Here is a 17,327-nt window from a genome sequence, read left to right on the forward strand (position 1 = left end):
ACCCGGGCGATCGCGTCCTACGCCGTGATGTCCTTCGCCCCGAACCGCGCCCACGCCGCCGAGCCGAACAGCGCCGCGTACAGGCCCTGCAGTCCGAGGTTCTTGACCAGCTCGTCCCAGTACACGGGCTCGCGCATGAGGTCCGCGAAGGACAGCCAGTAGTGCGAGAAGAAGTACGGCTGGATGGCGTGCAGCTGGGGGATCTGGTCGAGGATCTGGACCGTGATGAGCAGGCCGACGGTCGTCGCCATCGCCGCGATGCCGCTGCTGGTCAGCGTCGACACGAAGAGGCCGAGCGCCGCCACACCGATCAGTGATGCGGCGACCACCAGGGCGATGAGCAGGGCGCGCAACAGCCCCTCGCCGAAGCTGATCCGGGTGCCGGAGATCGTGGTGACCTCGCCGACCGGGAAGAGCAGCGCCCCGACGGCGAGCGCCGAGAGGGCCACGACGAGGGTCGCGACGACACAGAACGTCATCGTCGTCGCGTACTTGGCGAGCAGCAGGCGCGTCCGTCCCGCCGGGGCGACCAGGAGATAGCGCAGCGTCCCGGCGCTCGACTCGCCCGCGATGGAGTCGCCCGCGACGACTCCGACCGCCATGGGCAGGAAGAAGGGGAGCGTCGCGGCGAGCGCGGTGAAGACCAGGAACAGGCCGTTGTTGGTGACCTGCGCGATGAACGCGGGCCCACCGCCCTCGCCGCCCCCGCCGACCGTCGAACCGTCGCTGGTCTCGATCTTGAGGGCGATACCCACGAGGATCGGCACGGCGGCGAGCACCGCGAGCAGGGCGAGCGTGCGCCAGCGGCGGAAGGTGATGCCCAGCTCGCTGCGGAAGATCCCGAAGGTCCAGATCCGCCGCACCTCGCGCACGCCGCCGCCTTCCCGTACGTCGCGTACGTCGCGTACGTCGCCGCCCTCGCGTACGCCGCGTACGTCGTCGGCCTCAGCCCGCGACATCGAACCCCTCCCCCGTCAGCGCCACGAACGCGTCCTCCAGGGAGGCCCGTTCGACGCCGAAGCCCCGTACCCGCACGCCCGCACCGACCAGGGCTGCGTTCAGTTCCGCCAGGTCCGTGCCGCCACCGGCACCGGAGTCGGCGCCCGGCGGTTCGCCCGTCACGCGGTCCTCCGTCACGACGAGATCCATCACGCCGAGCTCCTTCAGGACGCGGACCGCGTCGCTGGTGTCCGGGGTCGTCACGACGAGGCGTCCGCGCGCACCCGCGGCGAGTTCGGCGACCGGGCCCTGGGTGATCAGGCGGCCCTGGGCCATCACCGCCGCATGCGTACAGACCTGCTCGATCTCGTCCAGGAGGTGCGAGGAGAGGAAGACGGTCGTGCCCTCCGAGGCCAACTCCCGCACCAGCGCCCGGATCTCACGCATGCCCTGCGGATCGAGGCCGTTGGTCGGCTCGTCGAGCACGAGGAGCTTGCGCGGCTGGAGCAGCGCGGCAGCGAGGCCGAGGCGCTGCTTCATCCCGAGCGAGTACGCCTTCGCCTTCTTGCTCCCGGCGGCCGTGAGACCCACCCGGTCCAGGGCCGCTTCGGCGCGGACCCGGCGGGTGCGCGGGTCGGCGGTCGGGTCGGCGGCGTCGTACCGCAGGAGGTTGTCGCGGCCGGAGAGGAAGCCGTAGAGGGCCGGGCCCTCGATGAGCGCGCCCACGTGCGGGAGCACCGTACGCGTGTCGCGCGGCATGGGGCGGCCAAGGACCTTGGCCCGGCCGGAAGTCGGCTCGATCAGGCCCATCAGCATCCGGATGGTGGTCGTCTTGCCCGAGCCGTTCGGCCCGAGGAAGCCGAAGACGCTGCCGGTGGGGACGGTGAGGCTCAGCTGGTCCACGGCCAGTTGCTTGCCGTAGCGCTTGGTCAGCGCGGAGGTCTCGATCACGCTGTCCGTCGCACTGGTGCTGGCGCTGGTGCTCGCGCTCGCGCCGGTGCTCGCGCCGGTGCTGATGCTGGTTCTGGTGCTCGGCACCTTTCCCCTCCCGTCGGCCGAGCGGCGGACTCAGGGGCTCTCCCCCGAATCCGCCGCCGGTATGCCACTGCGGGTGCGTCGTGGCTGTTCGCGCCGTTCCTCGCGCCCCTTACGGGGCGTTAGTCGGCCGCGTTCGCCGCCTTCACCAAGGCGTCCTTGGTCACCGCGCCCACGTAGACCTTGCCGTCCTCGGTGATGAGGGCGTTGATCAGGCGGGTCTTGAAGACCGTGCCCGAGCCGAAGTCGCCGGACACCTTGTCGCCGAGCGAGTCGAGGAGCCGCTGTGCGTCCGGCGGCACATCGCCGGAGCCGCCCGTCGGGATGCCCTGGCCGCCCGGCACCTTCAGCTCGGCGATGGAGTTCCAGCCCTTGCCGATGACGTTCAGACCGTTCAGGTCCTCCCCGCCCTTGAACTCCTTGCCGCTGAACTCCTTGCCGCCGAACTCCTTGCCGCTGTCCGTGAAGCCGTGCTTCTCGGCCTCGGCCTCCGCCTTGCCCCTGGCCTCGTCGGCCTCCGTGACCGTCGCGCCCTTGGGCGGCGTGAAGTCGAAGGTCGACGCGGCCGGCTTGCCGAAGTCGACCTTCGTGAAGCCCGCGTCGACGACCGCGCTGCCGCCGCTCGACGGAGTGAGCGTGAACTTCAGCGGCGTACCCGTCTCGGAGTCGACCGCGACCGTGATCTGGCCGACCGTCGAGCCGGACTGCTGGGGCTTGATGACCAGGCGGTAGGCGTCACGGCCCGCGACCTGCGCGGTGCCGTCCACCTTCACCGACGTCGTGCCGTCGGCCGCCTTCAGGGCTTCCTCGGCCAGTTCCTTGGGCGTGGAGGGGACGTCCTTGGGGAGGGCCTTGTCCCCGGAACCCTTGCCGGAGCCCTTGCCGGCGTCCTTGCCCGCCGACTTGGAGTGGTACGCCTCGTTCGACTTGCTGTCGTACGCCCACACGTCGTCGCCGTTGTGGATCAGGCTGTACTCGGCGGCGTCGTCCAGGACGGACAGCTTCTGCTTGTCCGGGCCGTCGGCGGCGACGCGCAGCGTGTGCGTGCCGGACGCCAGCTCCATCAGCTTGGACTGCGGGTCCGCGGCCGAGCCCTTGCCGTCCTCGCCGTCGCCGCCGCCCGAGCCGCCCGGAGCGAAGCCGCCCGCCAGGTCGCCGCCGAAGGACGGAAGGCCTAGGTCGGTGCTGATCTTGACGGTGCCCGAGAGCTGCTCCGTGTCCGAAGCGGCGATCTTCTCGATGAGTTCCTGTGCGGTGACGTCGGGCAGCTTGGGGTCGCCCGACGTCGCGAGCGCCGGGACGAGCCCGATGGTCGCCGCCGCCACCCCCGCCACCGCGACGGGGACCACGTAGCGTGCCGCCTTCCGGCGGCCCACGCGCAGCTCCCCGCTCTCACTGGTGTTCTGCTCCGGTTCGTACGGTGCCATTGTGTGCCCTACCTCCGTGGTCGGCGGCGGCCTTCCCAGTACGTGCGTGCGTCCACCCCGCGCCGCCATTCTCACCCGAATAGGTCAGGAGTGGTTGTTCTTGCTGGACCTTGCTGTTCTCTATACGACCAAATCGGCCAGCGAGAAGCGTCAGACCCCGGGTGCAACTCCACGTACTGCTGTGGGATGACACAGAGAGGCGGCGCCTCCCCCGTCCCGTAGGGGGAGACGCCGCCGGGCTCAGGGGCTCAGCGCTGCACGAACACGTAATCCGCCTTGTACGGCACCTTCGCGATGGCGCCCGCCTTGCAGTCACCGGCCGGCGCGACCCCGCCCACCGTGTTCAGGCGCAGGATCTCGGCGGTGCCCGCGAGCAGCCCGCGCGGCTTGCCCGTCCGGGTGGCCGCCAGGTCGAGTTCGGGGATGTTCTTGTCGCCGTTCGGCGTCCTGGAGATCAGCTTGCCGGTGACCTGGCTGCCGTCGGGGGCGGTCCAGCGCGGGGTGCCCGAGTTGGGGGCGACGAAGTCGTGCGCGATGCCGCCGCCGAGCCGGGCCCGCACATCGCGCTGCGCGAAGGCGAACGTGCCGGAGCCGTCCTCGGCCTTCTTGCACTCGTAGATCTGCTTGCCCTGGGTCACGGACGCCTGGAAGCTCGCCGCCGCGGCACGGAGGTCGATGCCCGTGGTCACCTTGTGGAGCTGGCCCCGGACCGCGCCGCCGGGGAACTCGGCGGTGTGCAGGTTGGCGTAGAAGCTGTTGGGGTCCGCCTTCAACTGGTCGAGCAGCGCCGCGTCGTCGACCTTGACCGTGCCGGTGACACGGTGGCTCTTGCCCTCGTTCTTGCCCTTGTTCTTGTTCTTGTTCTGGCCCTTGCCCTCGCCCTTTTCCAGCAGCTTGGTGAAGTCGATCTTGACGCCGCCGTTGGTGCCCTTGGCTCCCTGGTGGATGTGCAGGGCGGTCGGCTTGCCCGTGCCGCGCCATTTGACGGTCACCGACACCTTGTCGCCCTTCACCTCGACGAACTCCAGCGCCTGGCCGTCCTTGTCGCCGACCGCGGGGCCGCCCCGCACCGGCACCTCGTTCGCGCCGTTCATGCTCGCCGCGAAGACGGACCCGCTGCCGCCGCTTCCATCGCTTCCCCCGTGCGCGACGGCGGACGGCGCCCCGATCGCCACGCCTCCCGCGGCGGCGACGGCCACACCGGCGGCGAGCATGGCCCGACGGCGGCGCGCGAAAGTGCCGGAGCTACCAGAGATGCCAAGAGTGCCCATGGTCAGAAATCTCCCCGTACCAGAGCCGACGCCCCACTGCGTCAGCTTCCGGGCATAGGTACGGAATGGATCCGATCCTGGACTCAATCCAGGACCCACCGGAAAGTGTGACCTAGGTCACACCCTCCGTGTCCATCGAGGGGCCTCAGCCCGCCCGGTGCACCACCAGATCGCAGAGCTCGACGAGTGACGTCTTCGCGTCGCAGTCCCGCAGCGGCGCGAGCGTGTCCCGGGCCTCCTCCGCGAACCGCACGGTGTCCTTGCGCGCCTGCTCCAGGGCCGGGTGGGCCCGCAGCAGGGCCAGCGCCTCGGCGTGCCGCGCGTCGTCCGTCAGGTCCGAGTCGAGGAGCTCGCTCAGGGCGATGTCGTCGGCCAGCCCGAGCTTCTCCACCCGCTCGCGCAGGCGTAGGACCGGAAGCGTGGGGATGCCTTCACGGAGGTCCGTGCCCGGCGTCTTGCCGGACTCGTGCGAGTCGGACGCGATGTCCAGCACGTCGTCGGCGAGCTGGAAGGCCACGCCGAGCCGCTCCCCGTACTGCGTCAGGACGTCCACGACGGTCTCGTCGGCGCCCGACATCATGGCCCCGAAACGGCACGCCACGGCGACCAGCGAGCCGGTCTTGCCGCCGAGCACGTCGAGGTAGTGGTCGACCGGGTCGCGGCCCTCCGTGGGCCCCGCCGTCTCCAGGATCTGGCCCGTGACCAGGCGTTCGAAGGCCTCCGCCTGGATGCGGACGGCGTCCGGGCCGAGGTCGGCCAGGATGTACGAGGCGCGGGCGAAGAGGAAGTCGCCGGTGAGCACGGCGACGGAGTTGCCCCAGCGCTGGTTGGCGCTGTCGACGCCGCGGCGCACGTCCGCCTCGTCCATCACGTCGTCGTGGTAGAGCGTCGCGAGATGCGTCAGCTCGACGACGACGGCGGAGGGCACGACGCCCGGTGCGTAGGGATCGCCGAACTGCGAGGCGAGCATCACGAGGAGCGGCCTGAACCGCTTGCCGCCCGCGCGCACCAGATGCTGCGCGGCCTCCGTGATGAAGGGGACCCCGCTCTTGGTGGCGTCGAGCAGACCTTCCTCGACGGCCGCCAATCCGGCCTGGACATCGGCTTCGAGAGCCTGGTCCCGCACGCTGAGGCCGAAGGGCCCGACGACGGTCACGAGGGGTTCTCCTGTCTGCTGACGATCACAAGTCGGTCACTCGGTCGATCATCACTCGGTCGATCTTTGCGCGATGACGGGGTCGATGACACGGTTTGTCGATGTGTCGCTGTCATCACTCAAGTCAGCGTATCCGGTCGCCTTTCGATCACAGTGGGCACCCGCCTGTGCAGTGCCGCCCAGGCGACGTGCGATCACCACCGGTATGTTCTTGATCAGCTGATACGACACAGAAGACCGCTTAGCCCCATAGGCAACGGAAGTCCCCAAGCAACGGAACCAACGGGAGCAGAACCTTTGTCCCGCACTGAGGCCGACACCGAACCGCCCGCGGAGCCGCCGACGGAGCCGCCGCCCGAGGACGACCACGCCTTCTTCGGGCAGCCGCGCGGGCTGCTCACCCTGTCGGGCCTCGAGGTCTGGGAGCGGTTCTCGTTCCTGGGCATGCAGGCCATCCTCGTCCTGTACTTCGCCGACTCCGTCGCGAACGACGGCATGGGCATGGAGTCCGGAACCGCCGCCTCGGTGTCGGCGGCGTACGGAACGCTCGTCTACCTCGTGTCGGTGGCGGGCGGCTGGCTCGCCGACCGCATCCTCGGCTCGTACCGCGCGGTCCTGTGGGGCGGCATCCTCATCGCCTGCGGCCACTACTCCATGGCGATCCCGACCGCGACGATGACCTGGGTGGGCCTCGGCCTGATCAGCGCGGGCACGGGCCTCCTGAAGCCGAACGTCGCCTCGATGGTCGGCAAGCTCTACCGCACCGACGACGACCGCCGCGACGCGGGCTTCGCGCTGTACTACATGGGCATCAACATCGGCGCCTTCGCTGGCCCGCTGATCACCGGCTGGCTCGGCGACCACAAGGGCTGGCACTGGGGCTTCTCGGCCGCCGCGATCGGCATGACGTTCGGCCTCATCCAGTACGTCCTGGGCCGCCGTCACCTCGCCGGACGAAAGGCCTCCGCCGAATTCGCGCTCCCCAAGGACGCGATGCGCCGCGCGGTCACGCTCATCGTCGCGGGCGTCGTCGTGGTCGCGGCCCTGGCGGCGCTGCTCGCCTCCGTCGGCTGGCTGACCATGGACCGCTTCGTCGACGTACTCACCGTCGTCTCGGTGATCGCGCCGATCGTCTACTTCGTGGTCATGTTCCGCAGCCCGCGCGTGAGCGGCGAGGAACGCGGGCGCCTGAAGCCGTACGTGGTCCTCTTCCTGGCCTCGGTCGTCTTCAACTTCATCCTCTTCCAGGCCTACTCGACGATGATCCTGCTGGCGTCGACGAACGCCGAGACGTCGATCCTCGGCTTCACCTTCCCCGCCAGCTGGTACGCCTCCGCGCTCGGCGCCTTCGAGGTGGCGCTCGCCCCCGTCGTCGCCGCCGTCTGGGCCCGGATGGGCCACCGCCAGCCGCACGCCTCGAACAAGATCGCCTTCGGCGTGATCCTGGGCGGTCTGTCGTTCATCCTGATGGTCCTGCCGACCTCGGGGCACGGCGACGGCTCGTACAAGATGGCGGTCTGGTGGATCGTCGGGTCGTACCTGCTGCTCGGCCTCGGCGACATCCTCGTGGAGACCTCCGGCATGTCGGCCACGACGAAGCTCGCGCCGCAGGCCTTCGCGAGTCAGACCATGGCCCTCTGGTTCCTCTCGCTCGCCCTCGCCAACGGCATCCAGGCACAGGTCGTGAAGCTCTACGGAGAGGTCTCGAACCCGGCGTACTTCGGCGTGAACGGCGCCATCGCGGTGGCCGCCGGTGTCGCCGTCATCCTGCTCGCGCCATGGCTGCGCCGCACCATGCACCCCGTCCACTGAGGTTCCCGCCATGCAGATTCGCACTTCCTTCCCGTACGAGACCACGCGCGAGGACGTCCGGGTACCCCTCCCGGACGGGACCACGCTCTACGCGCGCGTCTGGCGCCCGGTGACGGACGAACCCGTCCCCGCGCTCCTGGAGTACCTCCCCTACCGTCTGAGCGACTGGACGGCGCCGCGCGACTTCCAGCGCCACCCCTGGTACGCGGGCCACGGCTACGCCTCCGTGCGCGTGGACGTGCGGGGGCACGGCAACTCGGAGGGCTTGCCGGGCGACGAGTACGACGCGGTCGAGCTGGCGGACGGGGTCGCGGTCGTCAACTGGCTCGCCGAGCAGCCCTGGTGCTCCGGCAAGGTCGGCATGTTCGGCATCTCCTGGGGCGGCTTCAACTCCCTCCAGATCGCGGCCCTCGCGCCCGAGCCGCTCAAGGCGGTCGTCACGGTCTGCTCCGCGGACGACCGCTATGACAACGACGTGCACTACATGGGTGGTTCCGTCCTCGCGGTGGACATGCACGCGTGGGCGGCGACGATGCTGGCCTTCGTGTCGCGCCCGCCGGACCCACTGTTCGTCGGCGACCGCTGGCGGGACATGTGGCTCAGCCGCCTCGAAGCGGTCGACCCGTTCATCCACACCTGGCTGGACCACCAGACCCGGGACGCCTACTGGCGGCACGGCAGCGTCTGCGAGGACTACTCGGCGATCGGCGCGGCCGTGCTCGCGGTGGGCGGCTTCCACGACCCCTACCGGGACACGGTCCTGCGCCTGGTCGAGCATCTGCCCGGTGACGTACGGGGGTTGATCGGGCCGTGGTCGCACCAGTACCCGGACCGGGGGCTGCCGCCCGGTCCGGCGATCGGCTTCCTCCAGGAGACCCTGCGCTGGTGGGACCACCACCTGAAGGGCATCGACACGGGGGTGATGGCCGAGCCGAAGCTGCGCTCCTGGATCAGCGACTCCCACCCGCCGGCGACCGTGTACGCCGAGCTGCCGGGCGGCTGGGTCGGTGACCCCTCCTGGCCCTCGCCGAACGTCACACCGACGCCCTACGCCCTCCAGGGCGCGCCCCTGGTGGTGAACTCCCCCCAGCACACGGGCCTGGACGCGGGGCGCTACTTCCCCTTCGGCAACGACGCGGACCTGCCGCCGGACCAGCGGGACGAGGACGCGAAGTCGGCGTGCTTCGAGTTCGAGGTCCCCTCGGCCGTACGCATCCTGGGCCGCCCCAAGGTGACCCTGCGCCTGAAGATGGACGTCCCGTCAGGACAGGCGATCGCGCGGGTCTGCGACGTGGCCCCGGACGGTTCGTCGACCCTGGTCACGCGAGGCGTGCTGAACCTCTCCTCGCGCAACGGCAGGGACAGGGTGGACCCGTGGCCTGTCGGCGGCACGCAGGACGTGACGTTCGAGCTGAACGCGATCGGCCACACCTTCCCGCCCGGCCACCGGATCCGGCTCGCGGTGTCGTCGGCGTACTGGCCGTGGATCTGGCCGCAGGCGGACTCGGCGGGCTTCGTCCTCGATCCGGCGGGCAGCGCGCTCGAACTCCCGGTGCGGGCGGGCGAACTGGACCCGTCGATCACCTTCGCCGCTCCGGAGCAGTCGGAGCCCCTCGGGGTGGTGTACCCGGCGACGCTCGACGAGCTGCGTCCCGAGCGCCTGGTCGTACGCGATGTGGCGAAGGGCGAATGGCGCATGGAGGTGGATCCGCGCTACGGCGGTACGCGGGTCTACCCGGACGGCCTTGAATTCACCGAGGACGCGGTGGAGACGTACACGATCAACGAGTCCGACCCGCTCAGCGCCCGCACCCGCTCCGACTGGACGATCCGCCTGCACCGCCCTGAGCTGGCATGGGACGTGTCGATCACGTCCCGTTCCGAGATCACCTGCGACGCGGCGGACTTCATCACGTCGAACGAGGTGGTGTGCAGGGACGGGGACGAGGTGGTGTTCCACCGGACGTGGGAGAAGCGCATCCCGCGCACGGCGGGCTGACGCGCCCTGGACGCGCCCTACCCCCGCGCCGACAGCAACCGCTCGAGGACGACGGCCACGCCGTCGTCCTCATTGGACGAAGTCACTTCATCTGCCGCGGACTTGAGGTCGGGGTGGGCGTTGGCCATGGCGACGCCGCGGGCCGCCCAGACGAACATCGGCACGTCGTTGGGCATGTCCCCGAAGGCGATGGTGTCCGCGGAGGTCATCCCGAGCCGCTCGGCGGCGAGCGCGAGCCCGGTCGCCTTGGTCACTCCGCGGGGCTGGAGCTCGACGGTGCCGGGCCCGGACATGGTGACGGTGGCGAGGGGCCCTACGGCATCGCGCGCCACGGCGGCCAACTCGTCGTCGTTCAGCAGGGGGTGGCGCAGGAGCACCTTGCTGATGGGCTCGGCCCAGAGCGCGTCACGCTTCTGGACCCGTACGGCGGGCAGGGTGGGGTGCGGCATCAGATAGCCGGGCTCGATGAGGGTGAGCCCGTCCACGCCGTCCTGGTCCACGGCGGCGTAGACCTGCCCCACCTCGGCCTCGATCTTCCCCAGCGCGGCCTCGGCCAGCTCGCGGTCGAGCGTCACGGACCAGACCATGCGGTCGGCGCCGGCGTCGTACAGCTGCGCCCCCTGTCCGCAGACGGCAAGACCGCCGCCCCCCAGATCGTCGAGGAGCGGCTTCACGCGCGGCGCGGGCCGCCCGGTCACCACCAGGTGACGCGCCCCCGCCGCGGCCGTCGCCGCCAGCACGGCCAACGACCGGTCGGAGACGGTGTCGTCGCCGCGCAGCAGCGTCCCGTCCAGGTCAGTGGCGATGAGTGAATATGCGAGGGCTGCAGCCATGATCGAGAGAATACGGACCCCCGGCGATGCTGAAAGCAACGTGACAGGAGCTGTGACGCGCGCAGTGCGCTGGCGCACAACCGGCGCCCGCAGGATTCACCGGGACGTGTCGCCGGGAACCGGCCCGAAGGTAGTACTTCCCGCTCTCGGAGCGCGGTTGATTGTCGGAGCGCGGTACTCGGGACACGTCCCGGTTGCTTTCGAGCGTGGGCCCGCCCTCAGGCGTACGCCCGCGCCAGATGTCCCACCAGCCGAGGTGAGGCGAACTCCGTGCCGCATACGAACCGCATCACCGGGCCGTACGACGCCGCCGCCGGAAGGCCCGTGAAGTACAGACCCGGGAGCGACGAGGCATAGCCCGCGCCCAGCTTCGGTGTGCCTCGGCTCGTGGCTAGGCCCGCGCGGAGTGCGGGGCCCAGGAAGTCCATCGCGGCGACGTCGACCCGGTAGCCCGTCGCCGCTATGACGTGGTCGGCGGTGAGTTCGTGGACCCGGCCGCCCAAGGCCTCCACCTTCAAAACGGGCCTGCCGCCTCGGACGTCCGCCGACGCCACGCGGCGCACCTCGTGTGTCTCGACCTTGCCCTCGAAGCGCTCGCGCAGCCACCACGCGCCCAGCGGGCCCAGAATCCGGCGGACCAGGAAGTGGCGGGCCTGCGGGGGCAGATAGCGGTAGGGGTGGGGGTAGTAGCTGATCGCGTAGAGCGACCAGGCGCGGCCGAACGGCGACTCGGGGCGCAGCTTCGGCTGCTCCCACGGCGGCGCTCCGAAGGCCACCGATCCCTTGCCGCGCGCCACCACCCGTACGGTCGCTCCCGCTTCGGCGGCGAGCGCGGCCGTCTCCAGGGCCGACTGCCCCGCGCCGACCACGATCAGCTCCCGCCCCGCGAACCGCGAGAGGTCGTTGTGCTGCGAACTGTGGGAGACGGGCCCCGAGGGGGTCGGCCCGTCCGGCGCGGCCGCGGCGAGCGCGGGCGGCAGCTGCGCCAGGCCCGCGAGGCCGGTCGCCACGACGACCGCGCGGGCGGTGAACTGCTCGCCGGAGTCCAGCTTCAGGTCGAAGCCCGCCGCGCCCTTGCCCGCCGGGCCCTTGCGGTCGACCGACACCACCCGCACCTGCTCCAGGTCGGGCACGAGCTTCTCCTTGAACCACTCCCCGTAGTCGATGAAGGTCTCGACCGGGATGATGTCCTCGTCGGTGACCAGGCGTCTTATCCCGGCCGCCGCGCAGTAGTCGACGAGGTCGTGGCCGCGCTGCGGCGCGTCGATGTTCGAGGCCACCGGGGTCGATTTCAGGAGCATCCCCGCGGGCATGTGCGCGCGCCAGCTCACCATCGGGTCGCCGAACACGCGCACCGGGATGCCTCGGGCCCGCAGATGGGCCGCGGTGGAGAGGCCGAACGGCCCTGCCCCGATGACTGCTACTGGATGGATCACGAAGTCCCTCCCCAGGACGTCACTGAATGCGTGTGCCTACTTCGTGTGCGTGCTGTGCCTGCTGTGCGTGGTGGCGGGTCAACGGGTGCTGCTGCCGCGCTTGTTGGTCCGCCAGAGCTGATACAGATGCTTCGCTCCCGGTCGTACGAACCGGGCGAGCATGGTGAAGAACGGCTTCAGGTCGTCCGACGCGAGCCACGCCAGCTCCGTGCCGCTCGCGTGCGGGGGCGCGTGCGGCGTGGTGTACCCGCTGCGGCGGTAGGCGAGGAGGGCGGGCAGGTCGATGTTCTCCACGACGTACCGATGGCCGGCGCGCTGCTCCCCCTTGGGAACCGGGCGCCCTGTCAGATGCAGGTGCATCGCGCGGACGACGTCGATCCCGGACTCGCTCTCGAAGAGCCGGAACTGCGCGCCCATGCGGGGGTTGAAATCGAGCAGTTTGTACTGGCCGTCGCGCCGGTCGAAGCGCAGGTCCAGGTCGATGACGCCGGTGAAGCCGATCTGCTTGATGAAACGTGCGGCGAGGTCCGCGAGTTCCGGATTGTCGACGACGTACGCATTCGCCGTCATCCCCGCGTGGGGCGGCCAGGAGCGCACCTTGACGCCGGTGAACAACGCGCGCGGCGCCGAGTCCTCGTCGAAGTACGCGTGCACGATCCAGTCCTCGGCCTGCTCCCTCGGCAGGTACTCCTGCAGTATCACTCCGGGCCGCTCGCCCCAGTCGCGGGCGAGGTCGAGCAGGCCCTCCGGGGTCTCTACGCGCGTCGTTCCGTTCACCGCCGGGCGGGAGCGGCGGGTGAACGCTTCGCGGTTCTTGGCGACCACCGGGAAGACCGCGGTGGCGGCGAACTCCTTTATCTCTCCGTAGCTCTCGGGGAAGGACGCGGCGGGCGAGGCGATGCCGTGCTCCACGCACAGCTCGTGCAGGCCCTGCTTGCTGGCGAGGCGGCGGGGCAACTCCCGCCCCACGCGCGGGAAGAGGAACCCCGCGCCGCTCAGGGCGTCCTGGTGCTCGGCGATCAGGACGGCCGCTTCCTCGTCGGTCGGGATCAGGACCGTGGGTCTGCCGATCCGGCGCGCTATGCGCAGCATCCCCTCGACGAGCCGCTCCGGCTCCTCCGCCCCGGTGGTGGGCCAGGGGAAGGCGCGGGTGAGATGGCGGGAGGCGGCGGCCGGCGTGTAACGGTCCTCCGTGATCGCGTACATGGGCACCCCGAGTCGCCCGAGGCTGCGGATCGCGCCCACGCCGCCGTGATGCAGCGGATAGTTGCCGAACTTCACGATCAGGCCGGGCACCTCACGGTCCACCGCGAAGGGCACGCTGTCGTTCCTCATGGCCACGGGTCCCCCCACGTGTCCCTCCGTATGACCCGGACCCACCCCGTCCGCGTCCCCCCAAGGAAGCTAAGCCGGAACTGACCACTCCAGCAAGGTTTATCCGGACATTGCGAACTCTTTAGACACTGCCCCAATCAGGGGTTCCCACGTAACGTGTGGCACACCCATATGGAAAGCGAGGCAGGTACGCATGTCCGAGCACACCCCGCTCGACCCGGCCGGAAGCAACCCTTCCGCCCGCTCCGCAGCCGACCCCTTCGCTCTGGCGGAAGGCCATCCCTTCGGGCCGCACAATCTTCCGTACGGCGTGTTCTCCCTGGCCGGGGGCCATGAGGACGCAGCCGGGGCCCCGGAGCGTCGCGTCGGCGTGCGGCTCGGCGATCACGTCCTGGACGCGGGCGCCGCTGCCGCCGCGCTCGGCTCGCCCTATGTCTCGCTGCTCGCACGGCCCACGCTCAACCCGCTGCTCGCCGCGGGCCGCACGGCCTGGTCCGACGTGCGCCGCGCGCTCACCGCGTGGGTGACGATCCCGGCGCACCGCGAGGTCGTGCGCCCCCTGCTGCACCCGCTTTCGGAGGTCACGCTGCACCTCCCCTTCGAGGTCGCGGACTATGTGGACTTCTACGCCTCCGAGCACCACGCGACCCACCTGGGGCAGATCTTCCGCCCGGACGCACCGTCCCCGCTGACCCCCAACTGGAAGCACCTCCCCATCGGTTACCACGGCCGGTCAGGCACCGTTGTGGTCTCCGGGACCGAGGTGGTACGTCCGTCGGGACAGCGCAAGGCCCCCTCGGAAACGGCGCCGGTCTTCGGCCCCTCCGTCCGCCTCGACATCGAGGCCGAGGTCGGCTTCGTGGTGGGTACGCCGTCGGAGCTGGGCACCCCGGTGCCGCTCGCGGACTTCAGGGAGCACGTCTTCGGGCTCAGCCTCCTCAACGACTGGTCGGCACGGGACATCCAGGCCTGGGAGTACGTCCCGCTCGGACCGTTCCTCGGAAAGTCCTTCTGCACCTCCGTCTCCGCGTGGATCACCCCCCTGGAGGCCCTGGACGCGGCGCGGATCACGCCTCCCGCGCGCACGCATGAACTCCTGCCCTACCTGGACGACTCGGCGGAGTCCGTCGCGGACGAGCCCGCCGGCTACGACCTGCGCATCACCGTGACCCTGAACGGCCACGTCATCTCCGAGCCCCCCTTCTCGTCCGTCTACTGGACGGCCGCCCAGCAGCTGGCCCACATGACGGCGAACGGCGCGTCCCTGCGCACGGGTGACCTGTACGGCTCGGGCACGGTGAGCGGTCCCTCCGAGGGCCAGTACGGCTCCCTGATCGAGATCACCTGGAACGGCCGCGACCCGCTTGTCCTCCCGGACGGGAAGCGGACGTTCCTCGAGGACGGGGACGAGGTGACCCTCTCGGCGTGGGCCCCCGGCCCGGACGGGACGCGGGTCGGCCTCGGCGAGGTTTCTGGCAGGGTCGCCTCGGGCCGCTGAGGTTGCTGGCCGGGGGCCTGGGGTGGGGTCACCCCCGGCCCCCCTGCCCTCGGGAGCGGCCCCTCCGCAGGGCGGGCGCCTTCTGTCGGCTGCGGCGCCGTCGTGGCTGGTCGCGCCGTTCCCCGCGCCCCTGGGAGGCCATGCTGGTCGCGCCGCGATGGAAGTCGGCCGGGGTGGGCCACCTGCCCACTCGGCTGCCGCGCCGTCGTGGCTGGTCGCGCCGTTCCCCGCGCCCCTGGGAGGCCATGCTGGTCGCGCCGCGCTGAAAGGCAGCCGGGGTGGGCCACCTGCCCACTCGGCTGCGGCGCCGTCCTGGCCGGTCGCGCCGTTCCTCGCGCCCCTGGGAGGCCGTACTGGTCGCGCCGCGATGGAAGTCGGCCGGGGTGGGCCACCTGCCCGCTCGGCTGCCGCGCCGTCGTGGCTGGTCGCGCCGTTCCCCGCGCCCCTGGGAGGCCGTGCTGGAAGTCGGCCGGGAGTCTTCCTCGCGTCCCTGCGGGGCGTCGCCTCGGGTGCTCAGAAGTCGTCCGGGGGCTCCGGCCACTCCTCCTCCGGAGCTTCCTGGGAGGCCTCCTCAGGGTGAGTGGGGCCGCCGTCCAGGCCCGCGAGGACCTCAAGTACGCCCTCCCCGTACGTCGCCAGCTTCTTTTCGCCCAGGCCGCCGACGCCGCCCAGCTCCGCCAGGGACGAAGGACGCAGCGTGGCGATCTCCCGCAGGGTGGCGTCGTGGAAGATCACGTACGCCGGCAGGCCCAGCTCCTTGGCCTGCGCGCCGCGCCACGCCCGCAGCGCCTCGAACACCGGCACCGCTTCCTGCGGCAGCTCGGCGACCGCCGCCGCGGACTTCGCCTTCCGCTCCCCCTTCGAAGCCTTCGCCACGGCGGCCCGCTTCGGCTCCTTGCGCAACCGCACCTCCCGCTCCCGGCCGAGGACCAAGCCGCTCTCCTCGGTCAGGACCAGCGTGCCGTACTCCCCCTCGACCGCGAGCAGCCCCTGTGCCAGCAACTGCCGCACCACGCCTCGCCATTCGGCCTCCGCGAGCTCCTCGCCGATGCCGAAGACCGAGAGCTGGTCGTGGTCGAACTGGATGATCTTCGCGGTCTTCTTGCCGAGCAGGATGTCGATGATCTGGCCCGCGCCGAACTTCTGCCCGCGCTCGCGCTGGAGGCGCACGATCGTGGAGAGCACCTTCTGGGCCGGGACCGTGCCGTCCCAGGTCTCCGGCGGGGCGAGGCAGGTGTCGCAGTTGCCGCAGGTCTCCCGGGCCGCGTCCTGGCCGAAGTACGTGAGGAGCTGGGCCCTGCGGCACTGGGCCGTCTCGCACAGCGCCAGCATCGAGTCCAGGTGCGAGGCCGCCCGGCGGCGGAACGCCTCGTCCCCCTCGCTGCCCTGGATCATCTTCCGCTGCTGGACCACGTCCTGAAGGCCGTACGCCATCCAGGCCGTGGAGGGCGCTCCGTCGCGGCCCGCGCGGCCCGTCTCCTGGTAATACCCCTCGACCGACTTCGGCAGGTCGAGGTGGGCGACGAAGCGGACGTCCGGCTTGTCGATGCCCATGCCGAAGGCGATCGTGGCGCAGACGACCAGGCCCTCCTCCCGCAGGAAGCGGGACTGGTGGGCGGCGCGCATCCTGCCGTCCAGGCCCGCGTGGTACGGCACGGCCTCGATGCCGTTCTTGCAGAGGAACTCGGCGGTCTTCTCGACCGAGTTGCGCGAGAGGCAGTAGACGATGCCCGCGTCGCCCGCGTGCTCCTCCTTGAGGAAGGACAGGAGCTGCTTCTTCGGCTCGGCCTTCGGCACGATGCGGTACTGGATGTTGGGGCGGTCGAAGCTCGCCACGAAGTGCTTCGCGTCCGGCATGCCGAGCCGCTCGGTGATCTCCCGGTGCGTGGCGTGCGTCGCCGTGGCCGTCAGGGCGATGCGCGGCACGTCGGGCCAGCGCTCGCCGAGCAGGGAGAGCGCCAGATAGTCCGGGCGGAAGTCGTGGCCCCACTGCGCCACGCAGTGCGCCTCGTCGATCGCGAAGACGGAGATCTTGGCGCGGGAGAGCAGATCGAGCGTCCCCTGCAGGCGCAGCCGCTCCGGCGCCAGATAGAGCACGTCGAGCTCGCCCGCGAGGAACTCGGCCTCCATCACGCGCCGCTCGTCGAAGTCCTGCGTGGAGTTGATGAACCCGGCCCGCACGCCGAGCGCCCGCAGCGCGTCCACCTGGTCCTGCATGAGCGCGATGAGCGGGGAGACGACCACCCCCGTGCCGGGCCTGACCAGGGCGGGGATCTGGTAGCAGAGCGACTTGCCGCCACCGGTGGGCATCAGGACGACGGAGTCACCGCCCGCGACCACATGCTCGATGATCGCTTCCTGCTCGCCGCGGAACGCGTCGTACCCGAAGACGCGGTGCAGCGTCCGCAGTGCGTCACTCTCCGCCACCGCGCTCGGTACGGTCACCTCGCTCATGCCATCCATCCCGTCCATCGCCCTGCCCCCGTACGTCGCGCTTCGACCACTGCCTCCACGATAGGGCTCCGCACCGACACCCCTCGCAGTTATCCACAGGACGCCGCCCGGCACCCCTGTCGGACGGGGTGC

General features: G+C 70.8%; 12 protein-coding genes. 3 read left to right on the plus strand and 9 right to left on the minus strand.

The annotated features are described in order from the left end of the window. Positions 1-17 precede the first annotated feature (17 nt). From ACFUPX_RS34775 to ACFUPX_RS34795, 5 genes are all read right to left on the minus strand, one after another. The gene (locus ACFUPX_RS34775) at positions 18-959 is read right to left on the minus strand and encodes an ABC transporter permease (RefSeq protein ID WP_383331970.1); all 942 of its coding nucleotides are present in this window, start codon (positions 957-959) and stop codon (positions 18-20) included. Beyond that, the gene (locus tag ACFUPX_RS34780; protein WP_383331993.1) at positions 946-1,890 is read right to left on the minus strand and encodes an ABC transporter ATP-binding protein; all 945 of its coding nucleotides are present in this window, start codon (positions 1,888-1,890) and stop codon (positions 946-948) included. The genes ACFUPX_RS34775 and ACFUPX_RS34780 overlap by 14 nt, the downstream gene beginning before the upstream one ends. Before the next feature lie 206 nt (positions 1,891-2,096). Further along, complete coding sequence (locus tag ACFUPX_RS34785) at positions 2,097-3,401, minus strand: outer membrane lipoprotein carrier protein LolA (RefSeq protein WP_383331972.1); 1,305 nt, start codon at positions 3,399-3,401, stop codon at positions 2,097-2,099. A 248-nt stretch (positions 3,402-3,649) separates the two neighbouring features. Then, entirely contained in the window at positions 3,650-4,672 is a 1,023-nt protein-coding gene (locus ACFUPX_RS34790; protein ID WP_383331974.1) for a CHRD domain-containing protein, read from the minus strand. A gap of 145 nt (positions 4,673-4,817) precedes the next feature. Then, on the minus strand, positions 4,818-5,828 hold the full coding sequence (locus ACFUPX_RS34795) for a polyprenyl synthetase family protein (RefSeq protein ID WP_383331976.1): 1,011 nt from the start codon (positions 5,826-5,828) through the stop codon (positions 4,818-4,820). A 297-nt stretch (positions 5,829-6,125) separates the two neighbouring features. On the opposite strand from ACFUPX_RS34795, the gene ACFUPX_RS34800 reads away from it, so the two are divergent. Both ACFUPX_RS34800 and ACFUPX_RS34805 read left to right on the plus strand, forming a co-directional pair. Further along, entirely contained in the window at positions 6,126-7,640 is a 1,515-nt protein-coding gene (locus ACFUPX_RS34800; RefSeq protein ID WP_383331978.1) for a peptide MFS transporter, read from the plus strand. A 10-nt stretch (positions 7,641-7,650) separates the two neighbouring features. Then, positions 7,651-9,639, plus strand: coding sequence for a CocE/NonD family hydrolase (locus tag ACFUPX_RS34805; protein ID WP_383331980.1), 1,989 nt, complete (start codon positions 7,651-7,653; stop codon positions 9,637-9,639). 17 nt (positions 9,640-9,656) lie between these two features. Here the strand turns inward: ACFUPX_RS34805 and ACFUPX_RS34810 are convergent, their stop codons facing one another. The 3 genes from ACFUPX_RS34810 to ACFUPX_RS34820 form a co-directional block, all read right to left on the minus strand. Continuing rightward, entirely contained in the window at positions 9,657-10,472 is an 816-nt protein-coding gene (locus ACFUPX_RS34810; RefSeq protein WP_383331982.1) for an HAD family hydrolase, read from the minus strand. A gap of 218 nt (positions 10,473-10,690) precedes the next feature. Then, positions 10,691-11,908: an FAD-dependent oxidoreductase gene (locus tag ACFUPX_RS34815; protein WP_383331984.1), complete on the minus strand. Its 1,218-nt coding sequence runs from the start codon at positions 11,906-11,908 to the stop codon at positions 10,691-10,693. A 78-nt stretch (positions 11,909-11,986) separates the two neighbouring features. Continuing rightward, positions 11,987-13,243 (minus strand): ATP-grasp domain-containing protein, encoded by a 1,257-nt coding sequence (locus ACFUPX_RS34820; RefSeq protein ID WP_383331986.1) that lies wholly within the window; start codon positions 13,241-13,243, stop codon positions 11,987-11,989. 193 nt (positions 13,244-13,436) lie between these two features. Between ACFUPX_RS34820 and fahA the strand changes: the two genes are divergently transcribed. Beyond that, positions 13,437-14,741 carry a fumarylacetoacetase gene (fahA, locus tag ACFUPX_RS34825; RefSeq protein WP_383331988.1) on the plus strand — a complete coding sequence of 435 codons (1,305 nt, stop codon included), beginning with the start codon at positions 13,437-13,439 and terminating at the stop codon, positions 14,739-14,741. 513 nt (positions 14,742-15,254) lie between these two features. Here the strand turns inward: fahA and recQ are convergent. Continuing rightward, positions 15,255-17,195: a DNA helicase RecQ gene (gene recQ, locus ACFUPX_RS34830; RefSeq protein ID WP_383331990.1), complete on the minus strand. Its 1,941-nt coding sequence runs from the start codon at positions 17,193-17,195 to the stop codon at positions 15,255-15,257. Between the last annotated feature and the right edge of the window lie 132 nt (positions 17,196-17,327).

Origin of the sequence: Streptomyces sp. NPDC057302, assembly GCF_042667685.1 — a bacterium.
Classification (GTDB): Bacteria; Actinomycetota; Actinomycetes; order Streptomycetales; family Streptomycetaceae; genus Streptomyces.